The organism is Flagellimonas alginilytica (assembly GCF_042134605.1).
GTDB lineage: Bacteria > Bacteroidota > Bacteroidia > Flavobacteriales > Flavobacteriaceae > Flagellimonas > Flagellimonas alginolytica.
The window spans coordinates 588,103-609,172 of sequence record NZ_CP169638.1 but is presented as its reverse complement, the minus strand read 5'-3'; the positions used below and the strand labels follow the sequence as shown (position 1 = coordinate 609,172).

Annotated in this window: 19 protein-coding genes; 15 read left to right on the top strand and 4 right to left on the bottom strand. The window is 40.3% G+C overall.

Annotation, left to right across the window (positions count from 1 at the left end; genetic code table 11):
- Window positions 1-33 precede the first annotated feature (33 nt).
- Window positions 34-867, bottom strand: coding sequence for a dihydropteroate synthase (folP, locus tag ABTP35_RS02680; RefSeq protein WP_375334435.1), 834 nt, complete (start codon window positions 865-867; stop codon window positions 34-36).
- Window positions 868-963: 96 nt separating this feature from the next.
- On the opposite strand from folP, the gene ABTP35_RS02675 reads away from it, so the two are divergent.
- The 7 genes from ABTP35_RS02675 to ABTP35_RS02645 all read left to right on the top strand — a co-directional run bounded on the left by ABTP35_RS02675 (window position 964) and on the right by ABTP35_RS02645 (window position 5,721).
- The gene (locus ABTP35_RS02675) at window positions 964-1,509 is read left to right on the top strand and encodes a DUF1599 domain-containing protein (protein ID WP_375334434.1); all 546 of its coding nucleotides are present in this window, start codon (window positions 964-966) and stop codon (window positions 1,507-1,509) included.
- 27 nt (window positions 1,510-1,536) lie between these two features.
- Window positions 1,537-1,881: a four helix bundle protein gene (locus ABTP35_RS02670; RefSeq protein ID WP_293294099.1), complete on the top strand. Its 345-nt coding sequence runs from the start codon at window positions 1,537-1,539 to the stop codon at window positions 1,879-1,881.
- A gap of 52 nt (window positions 1,882-1,933) precedes the next feature.
- On the top strand, window positions 1,934-3,028 hold the full coding sequence (locus ABTP35_RS02665; RefSeq protein WP_375334433.1) for a BT_3928 family protein: 1,095 nt from the start codon (window positions 1,934-1,936) through the stop codon (window positions 3,026-3,028).
- Between the two features lie 27 nt (window positions 3,029-3,055).
- Window positions 3,056-3,805, top strand: a complete 750-nt coding sequence (gene tpiA / locus ABTP35_RS02660; protein ID WP_293294103.1) for a triose-phosphate isomerase — start codon at window positions 3,056-3,058, stop codon at window positions 3,803-3,805.
- Between the two features lies 1 nt (window position 3,806).
- Complete coding sequence (gene prmA / locus ABTP35_RS02655) at window positions 3,807-4,643, top strand: 50S ribosomal protein L11 methyltransferase (RefSeq protein ID WP_293299164.1); 837 nt, start codon at window positions 3,807-3,809, stop codon at window positions 4,641-4,643.
- 22 nt (window positions 4,644-4,665) lie between these two features.
- Window positions 4,666-4,941 carry an ATP-dependent Clp protease adaptor ClpS gene (locus ABTP35_RS02650; RefSeq protein WP_224835294.1) on the top strand — a complete coding sequence of 92 codons (276 nt, stop codon included), beginning with the start codon at window positions 4,666-4,668 and terminating at the stop codon, window positions 4,939-4,941.
- Between the two features lie 168 nt (window positions 4,942-5,109).
- Window positions 5,110-5,721: a hypothetical protein gene (locus tag ABTP35_RS02645; protein WP_293294106.1), complete on the top strand. Its 612-nt coding sequence runs from the start codon at window positions 5,110-5,112 to the stop codon at window positions 5,719-5,721.
- 16 nt (window positions 5,722-5,737) lie between these two features.
- Here ABTP35_RS02645 and ABTP35_RS02640 read toward each other — a convergent pair whose 3' ends face one another.
- Window positions 5,738-7,210 (bottom strand): PLP-dependent aminotransferase family protein, encoded by a 1,473-nt coding sequence (locus tag ABTP35_RS02640; protein WP_293294108.1) that lies wholly within the window; start codon window positions 7,208-7,210, stop codon window positions 5,738-5,740.
- Between the two features lie 305 nt (window positions 7,211-7,515).
- Between ABTP35_RS02640 and ABTP35_RS02635 the strand changes: the two genes are divergently transcribed.
- From ABTP35_RS02635 to ABTP35_RS02600, 8 genes are all read left to right on the top strand, one after another.
- Complete coding sequence (locus ABTP35_RS02635; RefSeq protein ID WP_293294110.1) at window positions 7,516-10,593, top strand: SusC/RagA family TonB-linked outer membrane protein; 3,078 nt, start codon at window positions 7,516-7,518, stop codon at window positions 10,591-10,593.
- A 21-nt stretch (window positions 10,594-10,614) separates the two neighbouring features.
- Window positions 10,615-12,219: a SusD/RagB family nutrient-binding outer membrane lipoprotein gene (locus ABTP35_RS02630; protein WP_293294112.1), complete on the top strand. Its 1,605-nt coding sequence runs from the start codon at window positions 10,615-10,617 to the stop codon at window positions 12,217-12,219.
- A gap of 17 nt (window positions 12,220-12,236) precedes the next feature.
- Complete coding sequence (locus ABTP35_RS02625; RefSeq protein WP_293294114.1) at window positions 12,237-13,400, top strand: hypothetical protein; 1,164 nt, start codon at window positions 12,237-12,239, stop codon at window positions 13,398-13,400.
- A gap of 32 nt (window positions 13,401-13,432) precedes the next feature.
- Complete coding sequence (locus ABTP35_RS02620; protein WP_293294116.1) at window positions 13,433-14,764, top strand: fibronectin type III domain-containing protein; 1,332 nt, start codon at window positions 13,433-13,435, stop codon at window positions 14,762-14,764.
- A gap of 91 nt (window positions 14,765-14,855) precedes the next feature.
- Entirely contained in the window at window positions 14,856-16,427 is a 1,572-nt protein-coding gene (locus ABTP35_RS02615) for an amidohydrolase family protein (RefSeq protein WP_293294118.1), read from the top strand.
- A gap of 325 nt (window positions 16,428-16,752) precedes the next feature.
- On the top strand, window positions 16,753-17,196 hold the full coding sequence (locus tag ABTP35_RS02610) for a hypothetical protein (protein WP_293294120.1): 444 nt from the start codon (window positions 16,753-16,755) through the stop codon (window positions 17,194-17,196).
- 69 nt (window positions 17,197-17,265) lie between these two features.
- Entirely contained in the window at window positions 17,266-17,661 is a 396-nt protein-coding gene (locus ABTP35_RS02605; RefSeq protein WP_293294122.1) for a hypothetical protein, read from the top strand.
- A 100-nt stretch (window positions 17,662-17,761) separates the two neighbouring features.
- Entirely contained in the window at window positions 17,762-18,256 is a 495-nt protein-coding gene (locus ABTP35_RS02600; protein ID WP_224835284.1) for a hypothetical protein, read from the top strand.
- Window positions 18,257-18,378: 122 nt separating this feature from the next.
- On the opposite strand, the gene ABTP35_RS02595 is transcribed toward ABTP35_RS02600, so the two are convergent.
- Together ABTP35_RS02595 and ABTP35_RS02590 are read right to left on the bottom strand one after the other, a co-directional pair.
- Window positions 18,379-19,122 carry a LytTR family DNA-binding domain-containing protein gene (locus tag ABTP35_RS02595; RefSeq protein WP_224835283.1) on the bottom strand — a complete coding sequence of 248 codons (744 nt, stop codon included), beginning with the start codon at window positions 19,120-19,122 and terminating at the stop codon, window positions 18,379-18,381.
- 6 nt (window positions 19,123-19,128) lie between these two features.
- A complete protein-coding gene (locus ABTP35_RS02590) occupies window positions 19,129-20,925 on the bottom strand; it encodes a tetratricopeptide repeat protein (protein ID WP_375334432.1) in 1,797 nt (598 codons plus the stop codon).
- Window positions 20,926-21,070 lie beyond the last annotated feature (145 nt).

Below are 21,070 nucleotides of genomic sequence, written 5' to 3'. Positions count from 1 at the left end.
TTGTAAAATTAGCAAAATTAGGAGAACATCAAATCAGAGGGCATTCTCTTTTAGAGCTTTCACAAGTTTAATACATTCCGATGCTTCTTTTACATCATGGGCACGAATAATGTTTGCGCCTTTTAAAAGGGCAATGGTGTGCAAGGCCGTTGTTCCGTTCAATGCTTCTTTCGGGGATGATTCCAAAATTTTATAAATCATTGATTTTCTGCTCAAACCGATCAAAATGGGCAAACCAAAGGTTTGGAACATGTCTAAATGGTTTAAAAGAGTATAGTTCTGTGCCGTGGTCTTGGCAAAACCAAATCCTGGATCTAGAATAATATCGTTGATTTTTTTGCCGGAGCTTTCTTTTACTTTTTCAGAGAAATAAAATCTAAGGTCATTGATCAAGTCCTCGTAAGCAGCTTCTTTCTGCATGGATTGTGGAGTTCCTTTCATGTGCATCATAATATAAGGGACCTGATGCTTGGCAACCGTATCAAACATCTTCTTATCCAAATTTCCCGCAGAAATATCGTTGATCAAGGCCGCTCCGTGCTCAATACTTGTCGATGCCACCTTGCTCCGAAATGTGTCCACTGATATTAAAGTATCTGGAAACTTTTTCAGGATAAGATCAATAATGGGAATCAATCTTTTTAATTCTTCATCTTCGGGTACGTGCTCGGCACCTGGTCTTGAACTATAGGCGCCCATATCTATAAAGGCGGCTCCATGGCTCAACATATAATCGACCTGCGATAGTATGGACGTTTCATCTTTGTACTTTCCACCATCAAAAAACGAGTCGGGGGTAAGGTTGAGAATGCCCATCACCTTGGGTGATGTTAGGTCCACAAGTTCACCTTTGCAGTTTATCGTCATAAAAAATATCTGCTTAGTTGGGTTTCATTATCTTTGGCAATGTGCTTTTTTGGCACAAACAAGTTGGACGAAATTTACGCAAATTAGCAACAATACATGCAGCATACTTCCCAACAATACGATGCGGTGATACAAACCTGCCGGGAATTGTTTTTAAAAAAGGCCAAGGATTATGGCACCGCTTGGCGAATCCTGCGATTACCCTCTTTAACGGATCAGATTTTTATCAAGGCACAACGGATACGGAGCCTTCAGCAAAATGAGGTAAGAAAAGTGGACGAGGGCGAACGTTCAGAGTTTATAGGTATTATCAATTATTCCATTATGGCCCTGATCCAACTTAAGAAAGGGGTGGTGGACCAGCCGGATATCGATGTTGGGGAAGCAATCGACCTCTATGATAAAGAAGTGGCCATCACCAAAAAATTGATGGAAAACAAAAACCATGATTACGGAGAGGCTTGGCGCGATATGCGGGTAAGTTCGCTGACGGATTTGATTCTGCAAAAGTTGTTGCGCGTAAAACAAATTGAAGACAACCAAGGTACGACCTTGGTAAGCGAAGGTGTGGATGCCAACTATCAGGATATGGTTAATTATGCGGTTTTTGCGCTTATACATTTAGGCGCAAATCCCAAATGATAAAACCCAAATCACAAAGAATTTAATTTGAAAAATATATATGATTTAGAGGAAAGAACATTCAATTTTGCAAAGAATTGCAGAAAGTATGTCAAATCATTGAAAACTTCCATCATAAATATTGAAGATGGAAAACAATTGATTCGCTCCTCTGGGTCTGTCGGGGCAAATTATATTGAAGCAAATGAAAAACTGGGAAGTAAAGATTTTCAGTTTCGGTTAAAAATTGCGAGAAAAGAGGCGAAAGAATCTGGTTATTGGTTGCGTCTATTGAAAGATTCTAACCCGAATACAGATTTAGCTGAAATTTTAATCGAAGAATCTGTAGAATTAAGAAAGATATTGTCATCGATTTTGAAGAAGGCTGAATAGAAGTAAAATTGGATTTTGATTTTTTAGAATTGGAAATTTTTTTTGTAAAAACATGAAATATTTGGTTTGGATATCAAGAATTTTTGTGGGCATATTGTTCATTATAAGTGGACTCATCAAGCTCAACGACCCCATGGGTTTCTCTTTTAAATTGGAGGAATATTTTAGCCCGAGTGTGCTAGATCTTACCTTTTTTACACCTCTGGCCTTGGAAATTTCCATTTTTGTGGTGATTGCAGAGGTAATTTTAGGGATTTTGTTATTGATCGAGTTTAAACCAAAATTCACTGTTTGGAGTCTTTTGCTAATGATTGTTTTCTTCACATTCCTTACATTTTACTCCGCGTATTTTAATAAAGTAACGGATTGCGGATGCTTTGGAGATGCAGTTAAACTTACACCTTGGGAATCCTTTACCAAAGATGTGATTCTGTTGGTGTTTATTCTTGTACTGTTCTTTGGTAAAAAATATATTACACCCATGTTCAGTTCCAAGGTAAATTGGATTGTTGGGGGAGTTGCCCTTTTGGCATGTATGCTGTTCGCCAACCATGTGTTGGCCCATTTGCCCTCGGTGGATTTTAGACCCTACAAAATCGGTGCGAACATACAAGAAGGAATGTCCGTTCCAGAAAATGCTCCTAAGCCAGTTTACGAATATGCATGGCGATTTAAGGTCAACGGGGAAGAAAAAGTAATTGTGACCGAAGGAGATTATCCATCCGTTGATGGTGAATTTATCGATGTGGAGACCACCGAGATCCAAGCTGGATACGAGCCGCCAATACACGATTTTACCATTGAGCAAGAAGGACAGGATTATGCGGCAGAATTACTTGAAGAGGAGAAATTGGTAATGGTTATAGCCTATGATATGGCAAAAAGCGATTACGAGGCCTTTGAGCAGGTGGCCAAAGTTACTGCCGAAGCAAAGCGTAAAGGCTACAAAGTAATAGGAATGTCAGCGTCCAGTAGTGATACGGCCGAAAAATTGATAAAATCCTACGGCTTGGACTTTGAGTTCTACTTTACGGATGAAACTACCTTAAAGACCATAGTGCGTTCCAATCCGGGTATCTTGGTGTTGAACAAGGGGACTATTCGGCAAAAGGCACATTACAATGATTTTGAAGAACTTACTTTCTAAATATAAAACTGAGAAAAACCAGAGAAAATGAGAACAAAAATAGTGGCAGGAAACTGGAAAATGAACAAGAATCTTCAGGAAACAGAAGAATTGTTGGCCGAGCTTTCTGCTAAATTACCCGATACCGATGCAGATATCATAGTAGCGCCCACTTTTGTAAACCTTCAAGCAGCAAAGGAAGCATTGCAAGATTCAAAAATACAGGTCGCAGCACAGAATATGCACTTTGCCGAAAATGGTGCATACACCGGCGAGATTTCTGGCGATATGCTCCTTGCCCTCGGTGTGGACACGGTAATCATCGGTCATTCCGAAAGGCGAGCCTATTTTGGGGAAGATGATGAGCTTTTGTCCAAAAAGGTAAGAACGGCCGTAGAAAAAGGACTTAAGGTAATCTTCTGTTTTGGAGAAGAATTGGAGGATAGAAAATCCGACAAGCATTTTACCGTAGTGGAAAACCAGTTAAAAAATGCCCTTTTTGATTTAGATGCCAGCGCATGGAGTAAAATTGTACTTGCCTACGAGCCTGTTTGGGCCATTGGTACTGGCGAGACCGCGAGTCCGGAACAAGCACAGGAAATGCACGCTTTTATTAGAAAAACTATAGCAGATGGGTTTAATTCCTCCATTGCGGAAGATGTTTCCATACTATATGGTGGAAGCGTAAAACCGGCAAATGCATCGGAAATTTTCTCCAAGCCCGATGTGGATGGAGGTTTGATCGGTGGCGCATCCTTAAAAGCTACAGATTTTTCCGAAATAATTAAGGCTATTTAAAATTTGGCACTTGGTATATCTCGAATACGATTTTAAGATCGACCCGCCCCAACCCGCAACAGATATTTTGATTGCGGAGTTGGGAGAATTGGGTTTTGAAAGCTTTGTGGAAAACGAAACAGGGCTGTTGGCCTATATTTTAAAGTCGGAATGGAAGGGGGGCATGCTCAGTGAACTGTTCGTTTCCCAAAACCCAAATTTTAAGATAAGTTGGACCAGCAAGGAAATTGAGCAGCAAAACTGGAATGCCGAATGGGAAAAGAATTTTCACCCCATTAAGGTCGGTGACCAATGTATGGTTCGGGCACCTTTTCACGACCCAGCTAAGGTAGAATACGATATAGTGATCGAGCCAAAAATGAGTTTTGGTACGGGACATCATGAAACTACCCATATGATGCTCGAGCATATCCTCATAAACGATTTTGAGGGTAAATCGGTTTTGGATATGGGGTGCGGTACCGGTGTGTTGGCTATTTTGGCAAAAAAACGCGGTGCTACGGATGTGGATGCCATAGATATAGATGAATGGTGCTATCTGAATACCCAAGAAAATGTGGAACGAAACAATTGTCCCGAAATCAAAACCTATCAAGGAGATAGTAATTTGCTCAAGGATAAAAAATATGATGTTATTTTGGCCAACATCAATAGAAATATTTTATTGGAGGACATTCCGATATACGCAGATTGTTTAGCAAAAGAAGGTACGCTTTTTTTAAGTGGTTTTTATTTGGAAGATTTAGATGCAATATCTTCAAAATGTGCGGCACATGGTTTGGAATTTGAAAAAAATCTGGAGAAGAACAATTGGATTGCAGCAAAATATGTAAATTAGAATAGCATAAACCTCAAGTATTATGGGCACTAGGGAAAAGGAATTGGAAGATGTCCTTCTGGAAGAAGAAACGGTGAAGGAGCACGAGATCGTACTTTTTAATGATGACGTGAATACTTTCGACCATGTTATCGAAACCCTTATCAATGTGTGCGAGCATACACCCGAGCAAGCGGAGCAATGCTCCATAATTGTTCATTATAAAGGAAAATGTACGGTTAAAACGGGTGAATATTCCTATTTAGAGCCCAGATGCAGCAAACTTTTGCAGGCAGGTTTGAGCGCAGAGATTTTGTGATAGACCGGTTTTACCCTTTTTAGTATTACTATTTTTATTGTTTTAAAAGAATCTGATTAAGCAATAATTTCATGAATTCTTTACCTTGACCTAGAACTTTTTGCCGTCCCACTTCTTTATTTTTAGCCTAAACAACCATAACCAACCCAATAACGCCCATTTTTAAAAATGAGTGAATTTTTTAAGGCAGAACTAAAAGATCGTTTTTTGGAATATGCTTTGGACCGAAACGACTATTTTCAGATCCACACACTTTACGACGAATTTTTACGACCACATTATAGCTTGGAATATGTACAGAGGTTGGTACAGGAAATCCAGAATTACGATTCCACTTTACTGGATGTTATGGGAGGCAATGGAATGGATATGTTTATGTTGGCTTCAACGCCTAACACCCAAGATTTTTTGGACGAAGGAGGGTTTATGAACCTTTATGTAAAAGAGGAGGAAAAATGGGACACATTTTTGGGACATTTATCGAACACTCCAAAGCTCACCAAAGATGAGGGAAAACTGCTCAAGAAGAAAACATCTACCTCCAAAAGGGAAAAAGCGTTGCTTATCGGTTTGGTCTCTGCGTTGGCAATTAGTTTTTTGTTTACGATAATCAGTATTTTTTCCGAAGTTTTTTTGCGTCCGGAATACGTGCCTGCCGATGAATTTGAACGTAAGATCAATCAATTGAAGGAACAGAGTATTTTGGAAAATCAAAAGCTCAAGAATCAACTGGAACTGACAAAGCAGCAACTGGATTCACTCAAAAATCTAAAAGATTAAAAAATCCGAGAGCATATTACAATTGGCCCATAATCTCGCCAATCTTACGTATGGTTTCCTTGATTTGTTTTTGGTTTACCGAGCAAAACCCCATAACCAGCCCATTGGCATCATTTGGTAAAATATAATATCTGCTCAATGCATGTACACGAATGTTTTGGTCCATTAACTTCTGTTCTATATATAGGTCGCTCTGTTTTTTTTTGATATGAGCGATCAAGTGGAGTCCCAAACAGGACGTTTCTAGCTGGAACCAATCTCCTAAAATGGCATTGAATTGTTCTACAAAATATTCTTTTCTATGTTGGGCTGTGTCGATTACCTTTCTTAGGTGTTTGTTTAAATAATCTTTTTGGATAAAAGCGCTCATGGCTTTCTGGTCTTGTCTTGGTACGAACCTGCTGGACTGCTGGTACAGGCCGCTTACAGGACCGATCAGTTGTTCAGGTAGAATTATGTAGCCCAACCGCAGGGATGGGTGTATCAATTTATTGAACGTGCCCAAATAGACCACTCTCTCCTGTAAATCCATTCCAAACAACGACCCCAATGGCTTTTCCCAATTACTGAATTCGTGGTTATAATCATCTTCAATGATATAGGTTTCATTCACTGCTGCCCAATTTAATAATTGGAATCTTCTGGACATGCTCATTTTTACACCAGTTGGGTACTGGCAGGATGGTGTGGTGTAAACAAATTTCGGGTTTGTGCAATTAATGCCTTTTAGATTGATTCCTTCATCATCTACCGGAGCGGGTTGTATCACGGCGCCCAAGTTTTTGAAAAGACTATGGGCCATTGGATACATTGGGTTTTCAACTACAATATTGTCATTTTTTTCAAGGAGAATGCTTGAGACCAAAAAAAGGGAATGTAATGATCCAGTGGTAACGATTATTCGATCGGGCGAACAATTAATGTATCTATATACTTTTAAATATTGGGAAATATTCTCTCTTAGACAATTTAGGCCCTTCGTATCACTGTAGGATAACTCAGAAGGAGTAATACGTTTCCAATAGTCGTCGATGAGTTTTTTCCAAATTTGGACGGGGAAAATATCCAAAGGAGGTAATCCCGGCCTAAAAGCGACCTCTTTTATGGAATCTTGTCCGGCCCAAAGATTGTTTTCCGAAAAAGCTATTCCTTGTTTGGATAGCTTTGGGTGGCCACCTTTATGGTCGAGAGCGGAAATATTGAGCCTTATTTTTTTGTCTTCAGTTGCTCGAACATAATATCCAGAACCTCTTTTGGATGTAATATAATTCTCCACCAACAATAGGTCAATGGCTTTTAAGACGGTGCTTCGGGATATGCCAAGGTCCATTGCCAGAACCCTGGAAGGGGGCAGTTTGGTACCGTTCTCGAGGGAGCGGTTCAATATAGCTTTTCTGAACGCCGTGTAGAGGTTGACATAAATTTGAGGTTGATTTGCATCCAAAAAAAAGCCATTTCTTTCTAAAAGGCCTTTAATGTTAAAGTGCATAATTGGTATGCTAAATCAAATAAGATTGGTATGCGGAAGGTAGTGGTTTATCCTTTAATTTTCAGTTTTTTAACAAAAGGTTTACAATGCAGTTCCCAAATCCTACAAGTAGAGCTTTGTTGTTCAAGTGCTATAGCGAAGTGGTTTTTACACCTGGCTTGAACGGTTGGACAAGCTTCTTTTTTGAATTTGATAGTTTAAGCTTTCATACTTGCTGGATCAATATCAGGCCTCGGCCTCAGTATCCCGAACCTGTTTTTTACAAACATCAAGACCAATCTAATCACGTTTAAACCTACTTACCAATGCCCATAAACCAAAATATATGCCTGTGTCTGCTTTTACTGTTTTCTTTCACTATAAACGCACAACGACAGATCAATGGAAAGGTAAGTGATGCCTCTGGGCCATTGCCCGGCGCCAGTGTTGTTGTAAAAGGTACCAGTGTAGGAACTACCACCAATTTTGATGGGGAATACACAATTACTGTTCAAAATGGAGCAGATGTTTTGGAATTTAGTTACATAGGGTTCACAGCACAGGAAGTCGTTGTGGGTAATCAAAATGAGATCAATGTGCTATTGGTGGAAAGTACAGAGCTTTTGGACGAAGTAGTAGTGACCGCCCAGGGAATTAAAAAGTCCAAAAAAGCACTTGGTTATGCCATTGCCAATGTAAAATCAGAAGAAGTTGAAAAAAGGCCCGAAGCGGATTTGGCGCGTACTCTGCAAGGTAAGGTCGCTGGTGTAGCGATAACCCCGGCCGATGGTCAAACAGGCTCATCTTCCACAATTCGAATTCGGGGAAATATTTCGTTGACTGGTTCTAACGCACCTTTGATAGTGGTAAACGATGTTCCGTTCAATGGACTTTTAAGGGATCTAGATCCAAACGATATCGAAAATATAAGCATCTTAAAAGGGTTCAATGCTGCTGTTCTATATGGTAGCGAAGGAAGAAACGGGGTTATCTTGATTCAGACCAAGAGTGGTTCGGCAAAAATAGGCGAAGCTAGCACAACGGTAACTTATGCCACCTCGGTGTACACCAATATGGTGTCCCAATTGCCAAAATACCAAAACACATATTCCAACGGACTGGAAGGGGTACAATTTGGCGCAACGATATTTTCAAACTTTGGACCGGCTTTTTCGGAAATGGACCCAGTACCGCACCCTTATGCCAATATGGGCGATATTTTTCCTGAGTATGCGGACAAAATGATCAAAATAGGCCCAAAACCGGATAACGTGAAGAATATTTTTAGAATGGGAATAGGAACAAATCATTCCTTGACCTTTTCAACATCCAAAGAAAAAGTGGGCTTTAACTTATCGGCCGGATATACCGATGAGTCTGGAATAATTGACCACAACGATTTAAAGCGTTTTAATTTGAGCTTGGGAGGAAAGGCCCAGCTTGGTGAAAAACTGGATGTTTCCGCAAATATTGGGTATTCGACCAGAAAGGTAAATTTGATCAATGATGAGGATATTTTTAATCTGGTGTTCTATTTGCCCCGATGGATAGATTTAACAGAGTTGCCCTATCAGAACCCTTTGACAGGGGAGTCTGTCTATTACCGTAACGATACCAATCCACTTTGGATTCTAAACAATTCCGGGAATTATGATGATAAAGTCCGTGTTTTTGGAAATGTAACCGCAAATTATCAGCTCTCCAACTCGCTGAATGTTACATACCGCGCAGGTTTTGATTCAGAGAGCTATACGGGCTTCGATTTTTCCAATAAAGGCGGGTATGATGATGTGTATCAGCAAGGATATCTCAATATAGGGGATAGTAAGGAGGTAATTGTAAATCAAACTGCTATACTCGGGTTTAATAAGGAGTTGATCAAAAACTTGAGTCTGGAAGCACAGATAGGGCTCAACAGCCAAATAACGCGATACGTAGGAAATTCATCAAACTCGGATGGTCAAATTGTATATGGATTTTTAAGACCGAGTAATTTTACCGTAACGGAATCCAGCTACAGCCGTACCAACGAGAATTTGGCTGGTGCCTTTGGTCAATTTCAATTTGCGTACAAGAGTTATTTGTATGCCACAATATCTGGTAGAAACGATTGGGGCAGTACGGTAGAAAAAGATAACCGATCACTTTTCTACCCAGGGGCATCCTTATCGTTTATTCCGACCAGTGCGTTTAATTTTGGAGGAAACACACTTAACTATCTTAAATTTAGGGGAGCGTATGCAACATCATCAGGGTATCCCGCGCCGTATAGAACGCGAAGTACATTGATCATTGATCCCTTGAGGTTTGCCGCTCCCGACGGAACCTATCCGGTAACCAATAGATATAGTACCCGCTACGCCAATCTAAATTTAAAACCAGAACTGCATAAAGAAATTGAGTTTGGTATAGAATCCAAACTGTTTCACAATAGAGCCTCTTTAGAGGTGTCCGTTTATCAACGCGTATCGGAAGACCAGATTGTAGAGTCGCCGGTAGCCCCGGCCACTGGATACGATGATCAGTTTATAAACTTAGGAAGGATAGATAGTGAAGGAATCGAGGTTGATCTAGGTGTCGATATTTTTCGAGGGGATAAATTTCGTTGGAATTTCAGGAACATAGTCACTGCGGACGAATCCATGGTTCGTGAAACCACGCCAACCGGAGCGGATATAAATATCCGTGAAGATAGATTTGCCGTGGAAGGCGAGCCTTTTGGTGTTATAAAAGGGGACTATGCCTTAAGGGATGAGGATGGAAACCTACTGATCAATGGCAATGGCTCGGCGACCAGAGTAGGTGAAGTAATTACCAGTAACGATATTGGCCTGCCCAACAAAGTTATTGGAGATCCCAATCCAGATTGGAGGCTTACCAATATAAATAGCTTTGGTATCGGGAGTTTTTCGATCAGTGCTCAAATCGAATACCGCCATGGGGGCGAAATTTACTCCACAGCGGTAAAAAATATGCTTGAACGGGGCGTGGCAAAGGAAACCGAGGATAGAGAAGGGTCATTTGTGTTGCCTGGTTTTTTGGCGGACGATGTTACAGGCGAACCATTATTGGATGCCAATGGAAATCAAATTCCCAATAATATTCAATTAAATAGCGGAAGATTGGGTTATTCCAACTATTACAATGCTAACGATCTTGCCATGTGGGATACGTCGATCTTTAGGCTTAGGGAAGTGGCGGTAGGCTACACGTTGAAACCAAAAAAAGCTGACAGATTGCCGTTCAAAAGAATGGACCTTACCCTTTCGGCAAGAAACTTATGGTATGTAGCCCCCAATTTTCCAAAATATATCAATTACGACCCGGAAAGTGATGGTCTGGATGGGGATAGCACCGTCCCATCAACAAAAAGGTTTGCCATTAATGTATCAGTGTCCTTCTAATTCAAAAATAATTTAAACCACATGCGAAGAACAATAGAATATTTTGGTAGAATAGCATTGATATCCATAGCGTTGCTAGGGTGTGAAGTTTCTGATTTTGACTTACAGGACAACCCTAATTTCCTTACCCCGAAAAGCGCGGACCCTGAATATCTTTTGAACGAAATCCAATATCAATTTCAATCCCTAATGGGACTTATGATATTAAATACAGACGATCTTATGCGTTATGAAGCAATGACCGATACCTATGGTGATTTGGTCTCCGTAACAGTATTGGATACTGAATGGGAAAGCTATTTTGAGGCCCTGAACAATTCCAAGACCATAGAAGCTTTGGCAGAAAACGATGAAACCTTATTGTTCCATAACGCCATCAATAAATTGCTTTTGGGATACCTTACCATAACTATGGTGGACTATATGGGGGCAATACCTTACACTGAGGCGGTTGTCCCATCCGAATACCCGAACCCAGGATTGGAAAGCGGTATAGATATTTATAAAAAAGTCCTGAACGATATTGATCGGGCCATATTGGATATTGAGAACTCCACCTTCAACTTTTCTACAGATTTGTTCTATGATAGCGATAAGGATAAATGGATAGCTTTTGCCAATTCTTTTAAGCTCAAGATTTTGGTGCAGACCCGATTGGCGAGTTCTGAAATTGGGGTATCAGATATTGCATTGGCAATTAATGAACTGTTGGAAAAAGATTTGATAGATTCAGAAACTAAAGATTTCCAATACACCTTTTCCACTGTGGAGGAGCCAGAAAGTCGCCATCGTTATTTCCGTAGAGGGTATGTGAGCAATTTTGGACAATACATGGGCAACTATTTTATGTTTATGCTCAAAGATTCCAAAAGCGTTGCGGACCCACGGCTACGTTACTATTTGTATAGGCAGTCCGATTCCAGTCCGTTCAGTATAGTGCCCTATTCAACGTGTTTGCAAGAGTCCAATGTGGATTATTGTTATATCGGGGATTTTTACCGAGGACTGGACCATGGAGAAAGTCGTACTGGCTTCGGAGATAATGAGGAAAGAACGGTATATGGTTTGTATCCCGGAGGTGGAACATTTGATGAGGACCAGTTTGTATCCGCCCCAAAAACCTCTACACATTTGGATGGAGCGGGTATTTTACCCCTTTTAACATCTTCCTTTGTAAAGTTTTTAAGGGCAGAGGCAGCATTAATCCTGAGTACGGGCGAAGACCCGGAAACACTATTAAGGGAAGCAATACAGGATTCTATGGACAAAGTTCTCTCTTTCGGAGAAGTAGATTCGGACTTTGAGTCCACGGATGAAGAAGTAGAAGCATATATTGATGAGGTTCTTTTCAATTTTAACAATGTGGCCACTAACGAACAAAAACTCGATATAATTATAACGGAGTATTATTTGGCAGCCTTCGGAAATTCGATGGAATCCTACAACGCATATAGAAGAACAGGATACCCTTCTAATATTCAAGTCCCCATAGATAACGATAACCCAACATTCCCACGAAGCTTTCCTTATTCGGCACGGGCGGTAGAGATAAACTCCTCATTAACCCAAAAGCTGAATACAGATAGGGTTTTTTGGGATACCAACCCAGAAGGGTTCATAAAATAACTAGAAAACTTGTCAATATGTATAGAAAAGTACTTTGGATTGTTGCATTGGTGTTGGCTCTATCCTGCGATAATGAGAACAATACTCTCGAGGATATTGCATTCAAGGGTGGTTATATCACATTTGTAGAAGCACCGAACCTTAGTTTTAATATTTTAAAGGTTGACTCGGAGGTGTTTACGGCGACGTTGCAAGACCCGAATCAGAATGCATCAAGCTATACCTTGGATGTATTGTACAAAGATGGCGAAGCGGTCATAGAAGATTATATCGAGATAAGTAGTTTTCCATATACCCTAACATTTGATCTCTCCGATGTACTTGAAGCTTTACAAGTAGAAGAAACCGAAGTAGAGCTAACGGATAGAATAACGTTTGTAGCAACTGTTGTGACCCCAACAGGAACCTTTAATGGAAGGTCGCCGGATTTTGATTTTAATTATATCAACCAAGGTGGACAAACCACAGACCGGTTAAAGCAATCTGAACATAACAATGCAATGGAATTTACCATTGGGTTCTATCAGCCGCCTGGTGTAAAGATCAGAGGAACTTCTTTCGAAGAACCTGCCGTAGCAGGAGATGAAGATGTTTACAATAGAAATGGTACAAACGATGAAACACTCGACCTGATCAATGGACCAAGTCCGCCCTACGTGGATTATGTAGCGCAAGGGTCCGGACCAGATAATGAGTTAGGCTTCGATACCGAGTATTTGGCCATTCCCAATATCAGTACCAGTAGCCTTGGCTTTTCGGAAGAACGCATAGGAGTAATGTCTTTATTCGAGGATTACGAAGAATATCCGGATGGAGTACAGGGATTCCATTCGGAAGATGCTGATGGCGCTCTGAGAATAACTTTTGATACGGTACATGTTCCCGAAGGGCAAAACAACTCGGGAATCTCTTTTGAAGTTTTCTTTGGGGACACCAGTTGGGAGGACTTGGACGGTATCCACGCCTATGCAAATATCACCACAGACAATGGCGATGAGGTTTTGGAACTAATAAATATCTATAACGATGATGTAGAGGCCGTAGCTGGCCAATGGATGGAGGTAAACAGCGGGTTTCAAAAAGGAATTCGCTCGTATCAATTGGTTGTTCAAATACAATCAGGAGCCACGGCAGAATCGTTCGATTTGGATAATATCATTATTTATGAAGCTGAAGACTAAACCTCATTAATTGGAGACTTAAATTAAAAGTTATGGATTTAATAATAAAAAGAAGAAGTTGTTCGCAAACAATCATCAGTTTTTTATGGCTATTGTTGGGAGCTATCTCTTGCTCATCCGAGGATAAAGAAAATACTGAAACAGCTGTAGATCTGGACCCCCCTACCATACCAGTAGGTTTAAAGGCCGAAAATATTACACAACGGACATTATTTTTGTATTGGAACCCTGCAGAAGATAATGTAAACGTAAAGAATTACTCCTTGTACCAAAACGGTGAATTTTTAGTGGGGTCGGGCAAGCCATCTTATTATTTGGATGATCTGGTACCGGGAACCGATTATACTTTTCAAGTACTGGCTACCGATGAAGCAGGAAACTCATCTAATCTCAGCGACCCTATCAATGTGCATACATCCGACCCCCTTGTGGCGGAACTGCAGTTCGTCTCCGGTAACTTGGAGGATTACTTAAGGGATTTGCTGGATATTGTGCCGGGTATATCGGCCAAGAAATACAAAGTCCCCACGGACAACGAATTGGATCAATGGGACTCCATTATAGATGCTATTTTGGATGAAGACATCACCAAAGCTGTTGATGAAGCCGTGTATCTAAATTATCAAATAGTGGAGTTTACGGATATTTATTCCTCTCCGAATCAAGTTTACTATATTATAAAGGAATATCAAGAAAGACAGAACTACTGGGGGACTTATGTTTTTAGCAAGACCCCAAAACGAAAAGACTTGGTTTTGGCTGCACCTCACGTATTGCACGATCAAAAAACTGGATACCAGGCAGCATTCGCCTTTAGAAGAAACGTAGCTAGGGCATTGTTTTTAAGCGGGGCCCACCGATGTGATCAAGAAGGTTCCTCTACATGCGATGGCACAACCAAATCTTGTAGCTCAAATTTTGGGGCATACAGGATATCAGATGTTCCACACAATACCAATACTACATTTCAGGTCACAACCGAAAATCTGTTTGATGCACTTCCTTCCAGTGTTTTTGTTCAACTCCATGGATTTGGTAAGGAGCCGACCGACCCTGACGTAATTTTAAGCAACGGTACCAATAAAACACCAGCAAAAGATTATGTGGTTATGCTTAGGGATGCCCTTCTTGAAGAAGATAATACCTTGACCTTTAAAATTCCGCACATCGATCTAAATTGGACACGATATGCAGCGTTCGATAATACCCAAGGCAGATATATAAACGGTTCGGCATCTCCTTGCAGTGTGCCGGCAACAGGAACAACAGGTAGATTTGTGCATATAGAGCAAGAGCGCTCAAAACTTCGGCAAGATGAGTCTGGGTGGATTAAAATCAGTAATGCATTGGGCAAAGTGTTTTAAAATGATAGGTTCAATGACAATTAAAACTATGACTTTGTTAGGTTTCACCTATATTTATGGATGATGAGGCAACTAATGAAACTCTGATCAATTGGGTGTAAAGATTAAATATAAGGTGTTTTGTGTCGGTGCAGTGCTCACATTGCTATTTGTTGCAGCCTGTACCCACCCTGCAATTAAAGCCGATATACTAATTAAAAACGGAACCGTGTACAATGGGATGGATACCGTTCCGAGTATAGTGGATATAGCCGTTAAAGAAGATAAAATCGCTTATGTTGGCAGTGCGGGCAAAGTTCAAATAAACGCTTCAAAAATAATTAATGCCGCAGGATTGACAGTATCACCGGGCTTTATTGATCCCCATACACATGCAACCAACGATTTGGTAAACGAAAATTTGTCGGACAATAAATCGTTTCTTTTTCAAGGCGTAACAACGGTAGTAGTGGGCAACGATGGTAGTAGCCCATATCCATTCGTAAAATATGCTGCCAAATGCGAAGAGCATGGGGTCGGTACCAATGTAGCAGTATTTGTTGGGCATGGCACGGTAAGGAAAATGGTAGTAGGATCCAGCGACCGTAAGGCAACACAGCAAGAAATAACAAAAATGCAAAAGGTAATCCGAGCAGAAATGGATGCAGGGGCCTTTGGTATGTCCACCGGATTGTTCTATGCCCCGGGAAGTTATTCCGATACCGATGAAATAATAGCATTGGCAGAAGTCGTTGCCGAAACAAAGGGTGTTTATGATACACATTTGAGAGACGAAAGCACTTACTCCATAGGATTGATCCCTGCAATAAAAGAAACCATAGAAATCGGAGAAAAAGCGGGGTTACCCGTACATATTTCGCACATTAAATGTTTGGGAGTAGACGTATGGAAACAAAGTGATTCCATTATAACCATTATTGAAGCTGCACAAGAAAAGGGAATTCAGGTAACCGCAAATCAATATCCATATAACGCATCGGCTACTGGACTTCAAGCTGCAGTAGTACCACGCTGGGCAGAAAGTGGGGGTAGGGATTCGTTGGTTGTTCGTATTAATACCACTGGGCAAAGAACTAAGATATTGGAAGAAACCAAAATTAATATCGCAAGAAGGGGAGGGCCAAAAACCTTATTGATCGTTCAGTCGCCCAACAAACTGTATGAAGGTAAAAATCTTGAGGAAATATCCGAGATTCATAATATGTCTCCAGAAGAAACCGTCTTTAAAATCTTGGAGGACGGTTATGCAAAGATCGCCTCCTTTAATATGACAAGGTATGACATTGCAAATTTTATGGATGAGCCATGGGTGGTAACAGGTTCGGATGGCGGTTCGGGACACCCGAGAAAGTATGGTTCGTTTCCAAGAAAATATAATACCTATGTTAAGCAGGATAGTGTATTAACTACAGCAGCCTTCATTAACCGAAGCAGTGCAGTAACCGCAGATATTCTTCGGATCCCTAATCGGGGTAAGTTGTTGGAGGGGTATTTTGCAGATATCATTATTTTCGACCCCGCTACTTTTATGGATAAAGCTACTTATGAAGATGCTTTTAAATTGGCCGAAGGGTTAAAATATAGTATCATCAACGGGAAGATTGCCATTGATGAAGGAAAATATACAGGACAAAAAAATGGTACGGTTCTTAGGAAAAAATAAGAAAAAGGTGTCTAATTCTTTCTAAGGCTTAATGCCTGTTTGAAAAATTTGGTTTAAAAATTCCCATAAGGTAGATGCGGTTGGTTCTAACTTAGTTTTTTTGATGTTTATCGATATTTCAATTTAGGACTTATTGAACTTTACGGATAATTGCCTTTAATTTCCGAATCAAATCGCTAAAAATGTGAATTCGGGTATATTAATTTAAGCAAGCCATTGTTTTTTGTTAAATTGGTCTTGTCTTATCCAAAGAAATCTAAGAGCAATTGTATTGATGGGCGAACCGATTTTCCCTCGTAACCATCCTACTAAAACCAAAAAGATCATGAAAAAAATATTCCCTACACTGATTCTCTTTATTGCTTTTTTTAGTTTATCCAATCAAAAAGCGATCGGGCAGTCCCAATTGGATGCCGAAACGGTAAACGATTTAAAAAATACGACCCAGTTCGCTATCGGCGTAAGTGACGAACGACATTTTAAAGGAGCTTTGAGCATGTACGATTTTTTGGTGGAAAATGGGGTGGAAATAACCGACTACGAAATTGTGGTAAAAGGTAAAATTGTGGCAAAATTGGTAAAGGGATCGGAATTGGAGGTCTTTTTTCAAAAATATAGGTCAAAGGTGCGCGTAAGCCTTTGCAGTGTTGCCATGAAAAAACAAAATGTTACCAAAGAGCAGATTATCGAAGGTCTTGTTCCGGTCCCCACATGGTCCGTCCGAATCTTGCAGTTGCAGGCCAAAGGGTACAACACGCTTACCTATTGAATTCTGATTTAGAAGTATTTGTTTTTCTTTCATTGCAAAATAATGTTGGCATAACAAATTATTATACTTTTGCTGATTGAATCAATGTATTTAAAATTGGTAAAAGGGCGAAAATCATATGTTTTTGTTGCATTGTTGGCAGTGTATGCTTGGGCAATGGCATTGGGGTATTCATCACTCCATTCGGTCCATGGATCTCCAAAGGCACTAAGTCAACAATGGTACCAATTGGACGATACGTCCGATGGCTTCCAGCACACATTGCCCGCTGTTTATTCCGATTATATTAACAGTGCTTCGGAGAACAATCAACATTTAGGTACAGATAGTCACATTGTCGCAGGTTTACATGGTCTATTGCATCCGATGGTTTCTCATCTAGATGCGCTTCCAATAAAATCACCAAATGGCCTCATTAATAAGAACAAGGCCAATTTACTTTATCCTTTCCATTTCTTTTTTTGAAATCTTTTTGATTTTTCCGTGACATGGATTGTGTCATACACATCTATTTAAGCCCTCACATACGTGCTGGGTTACATTATTTTATTTAAAAAATCAAAAAATGGAATTAGGAACAATTAGTATTGGGGTTGTAGTTATAGCCCTTTCCGCTATGCCATTTGTACTCATGGCAAAAGGAAAAAAGAGAAAACAAAAAGAACTTCTGGATAAATTAAAGAATATAGCTGCATCACTCGGGTCCGACGTTGCCAACGTGGATTATGGACGTAAAATGGCTTTGGGCATATCCAGCGCCAAAAACTATATTTTGTTTTATAAGGAAACCAAAGATAAGATTGTGGAAAAGACCGTGCCTGTAAATACACTACTTAAATGCGAGGTGAATGAGGCAAAGCAACGTGTTAGGGTGAACAAGAAAACCGAGGAAATTTTGGAAAGAATAGAACTTGTTTTTTACTCCAAGGACAAAAGTGCTGCACCGATCAGTTTTGAGCTTTATAATGCAGACGAATATTTACAACTGAACGGGGAACTTCAACTTGCCAAAAAATGGCATGGTATTACCAAAGAAGCGATGGAGTTTTATGCCCATTGATCAAACTGTGATCTTATTTTTAAGGCCTCTGGAATTTTCTGGGGGCTTTTTTGTTGATGGGCCTTAACTGATCTTGTGATTCGTTATTTGATACTTCCTCGGGAGAACCATCGGTTTTGAAATTACATCAACCGTTTGAGCAAAGCTTCTTTTCTTCGTACGGCGACCTCAATTTTATTGCCGTCGGACAGGGTTAAGTATCCGCCCTTCCCTTTATTGTAGGATTCTATGAATTTAAGATGTACCAAATGGGATTTGTGTACCCGGAAAAAATTTTGTCCTTCCAAAAGCTCCTCAAAAAATTTAATGGTCTTGGATGCCGTAATCTTTTTTTGGGTAGCGGTGTAAATATGCGTGTAGTTGGCATCGGACTGCAATCGTACAATGTTACCGGTGTCCACCATAGTAAAACCCTCAATGGTTGGGATCGCTATCCGTTTTGAGGAATCGTTGGTATCTTTAAAGTTATGGAAAAGGACATCAATCTTTTTTGATGTTTCCTTTAAGTTGTTTTGTTGTCGTAGTTTTTGAAGCGATTGGATAAAATCTGTTTTGTCGATAGGTTTTAAGAGATAATCCAATGCCGAAAATTTAAAAGCCTTTAATGCATAGTTGTCATAAGATGTGGTAAAGATTACTTCAAAATCGATTTGGGACAATTGTGAAAGTAGGTCGAATCCGGTGTTGTTCCCCAATTGAACATCCAAAAATAAAATATCGGGGGATTCACGTTCTATTTCTGATTTTGCCTCCTTAATGGAATGGCATCGTGCCAAAACATTTACATCGTTTCCATACTCTTGGAGTAAACCGTCCAGTCGGTTTATGCAATGTTGTTCATCGTCTACTATTATTGCTTTTAGCATAGGGAATTAAAATTGGGCTTCATACGGAAGTCTGATCTCTACACGGACCCCTTCGTTTTTATCAAACAATTTAAGTGATCCTTTGGTATTTTTTAAATGGTTGATAATATCTATTCTATTCCTTGTAATTTTTAACCCAAATGAGTTGTTCTTGTGCGTTTGGCCATGGTTTTTTAATCGTCCTACACCATTATCGTCCACGGAACAAACAAGCATGTCTTCAGCTTTTTTAATGGAAAGGTCTATTTGCCCAAGCCCGTTTTTTGGAGCGATGCCATGCCAAATACTATTCTCTATAAATGGTTGTAAAATAAAAGGTGGTATCAAAGTATTGTCGGTTTCAATGGACTCGTCAATGGTAATGGTATAGGTGAGTTTCTCTTCCAAACGCAAAGCTTCCAACTGTATGTAAAGTTCCATCAGTTCTAGATCTTCCTCCAAAGGAATCCATTTTTTTTCCGAGTTTTCAAGGATAGATCTGGTCAGCTTGGAAAATTTTACCAGATAATCATCCGCTTGTTTGATGTCTTTTCGTGCAATAAAATCGCTTATCGAATTTAGCGAGTTGAATATAAAATGGGGATTCATCTGAGAGCGCAGGGCCTTTAGCTCCGTCTCGGCCACTTTGGCATTAAACTCGGCAGTTTTCTTTTTTTCCAAGGCATCTCGCCTACGTTTGTAAAAAACATATCCCAAGGCGCTTATGATCAAGAGCACCAATGTGCCGATCAAATAACCATTCTTCACCAAACGTTCTCTTTTTATTTCTTCTTGGGCTATGGCCTGTTGACGCTCCATTTTGAACTGCATTTCCTTTCGGGTCAGTTCCGATTTTTTTTCTTCGCTCAACACGCTGTCCCTTAGTGTAATATATTCCTTGTAAGCATAAAGTGCCTCGGCCAATTTGCCTTTGTTTTCAAAAGCACTGCTAAGGACTTTCCACGAATCTGCTTGCCACTCCACGGCCCCGATTTCCTTCGAAATGGAAAGGGCGCGATCGGCATTGGTCTCGGCAACTGAAAAATTTTGCAGTAGCGCGTTGATTTCTCCAATACTGTTCAGTGCAGAGGCTTCGATGTATTTGTTGCCGATTTGTTGGGCCAAGTCTGCGGCCTTTTGGTAGTTTACCAAGGCCTTTTCGTGGGCACCTGCTTTTTTTTGGGCCAACGCCAGGTTGTTGGTAATGGCGGCCACAAATAGATCATTGTTCTCTAGTTTGGCCAGTTCCAATGCTTTTTCCAAATACGAAATTCCTTCTTCAAAGTTTTCGGAGTCGTTGTACACAATGGCTATGTTGGAAAGTGCCTTAATTTCATCAGGTCGACTGCCCAATTCCCGGGCAGTATTAAGGTAAGCACGATAATTTTCCAAAGCGCGATCATACTCTTTTAGATCTGCATGTATATTGCCTATGTTGCTCAATAGGCTGGACTCAAGGGGTTTGTCCGATATTTTCTTGCTCAGAAGCATTGCTTTTTGATAAGCGTCCAAAGCATTTAGGTTGTCTCCCAATACGTAATAGAGGTTGCCTTTTTGCCGTAGCCCCAAGGCTTCGCCCTTCGTCCATTTTTCATTTCTAGAAATCGAAATCGATTCATCAATTAAAGGAAAGGCCTCATTCGGGTCAGAATACGTCATTTCAGAAACGGTACGGATCAATAGGCTTGCTCTAACGGTGTCTTGTAGGGTGTGGTTCCGCAACTCGACCTGTAAGGAGTCTAGGGTTTTTTCTTGTGACCGTACATTAAAAACAATAAGAAAAAGCAAACAAAAACAAAGACTATTTGGTATGGTTGGGCGCATGTTGAGAGGTTGGTTGCTTCCAAATTTAATCCTTTTGTCCAAAAAAATAACCATAAAGTGGGTATTGCGGATATCTACCCATCGGGTACGGTACGGTATTAAATGGGCACGTAGAATAAATCAAGGTGGTGTACTTTGTTTTAAA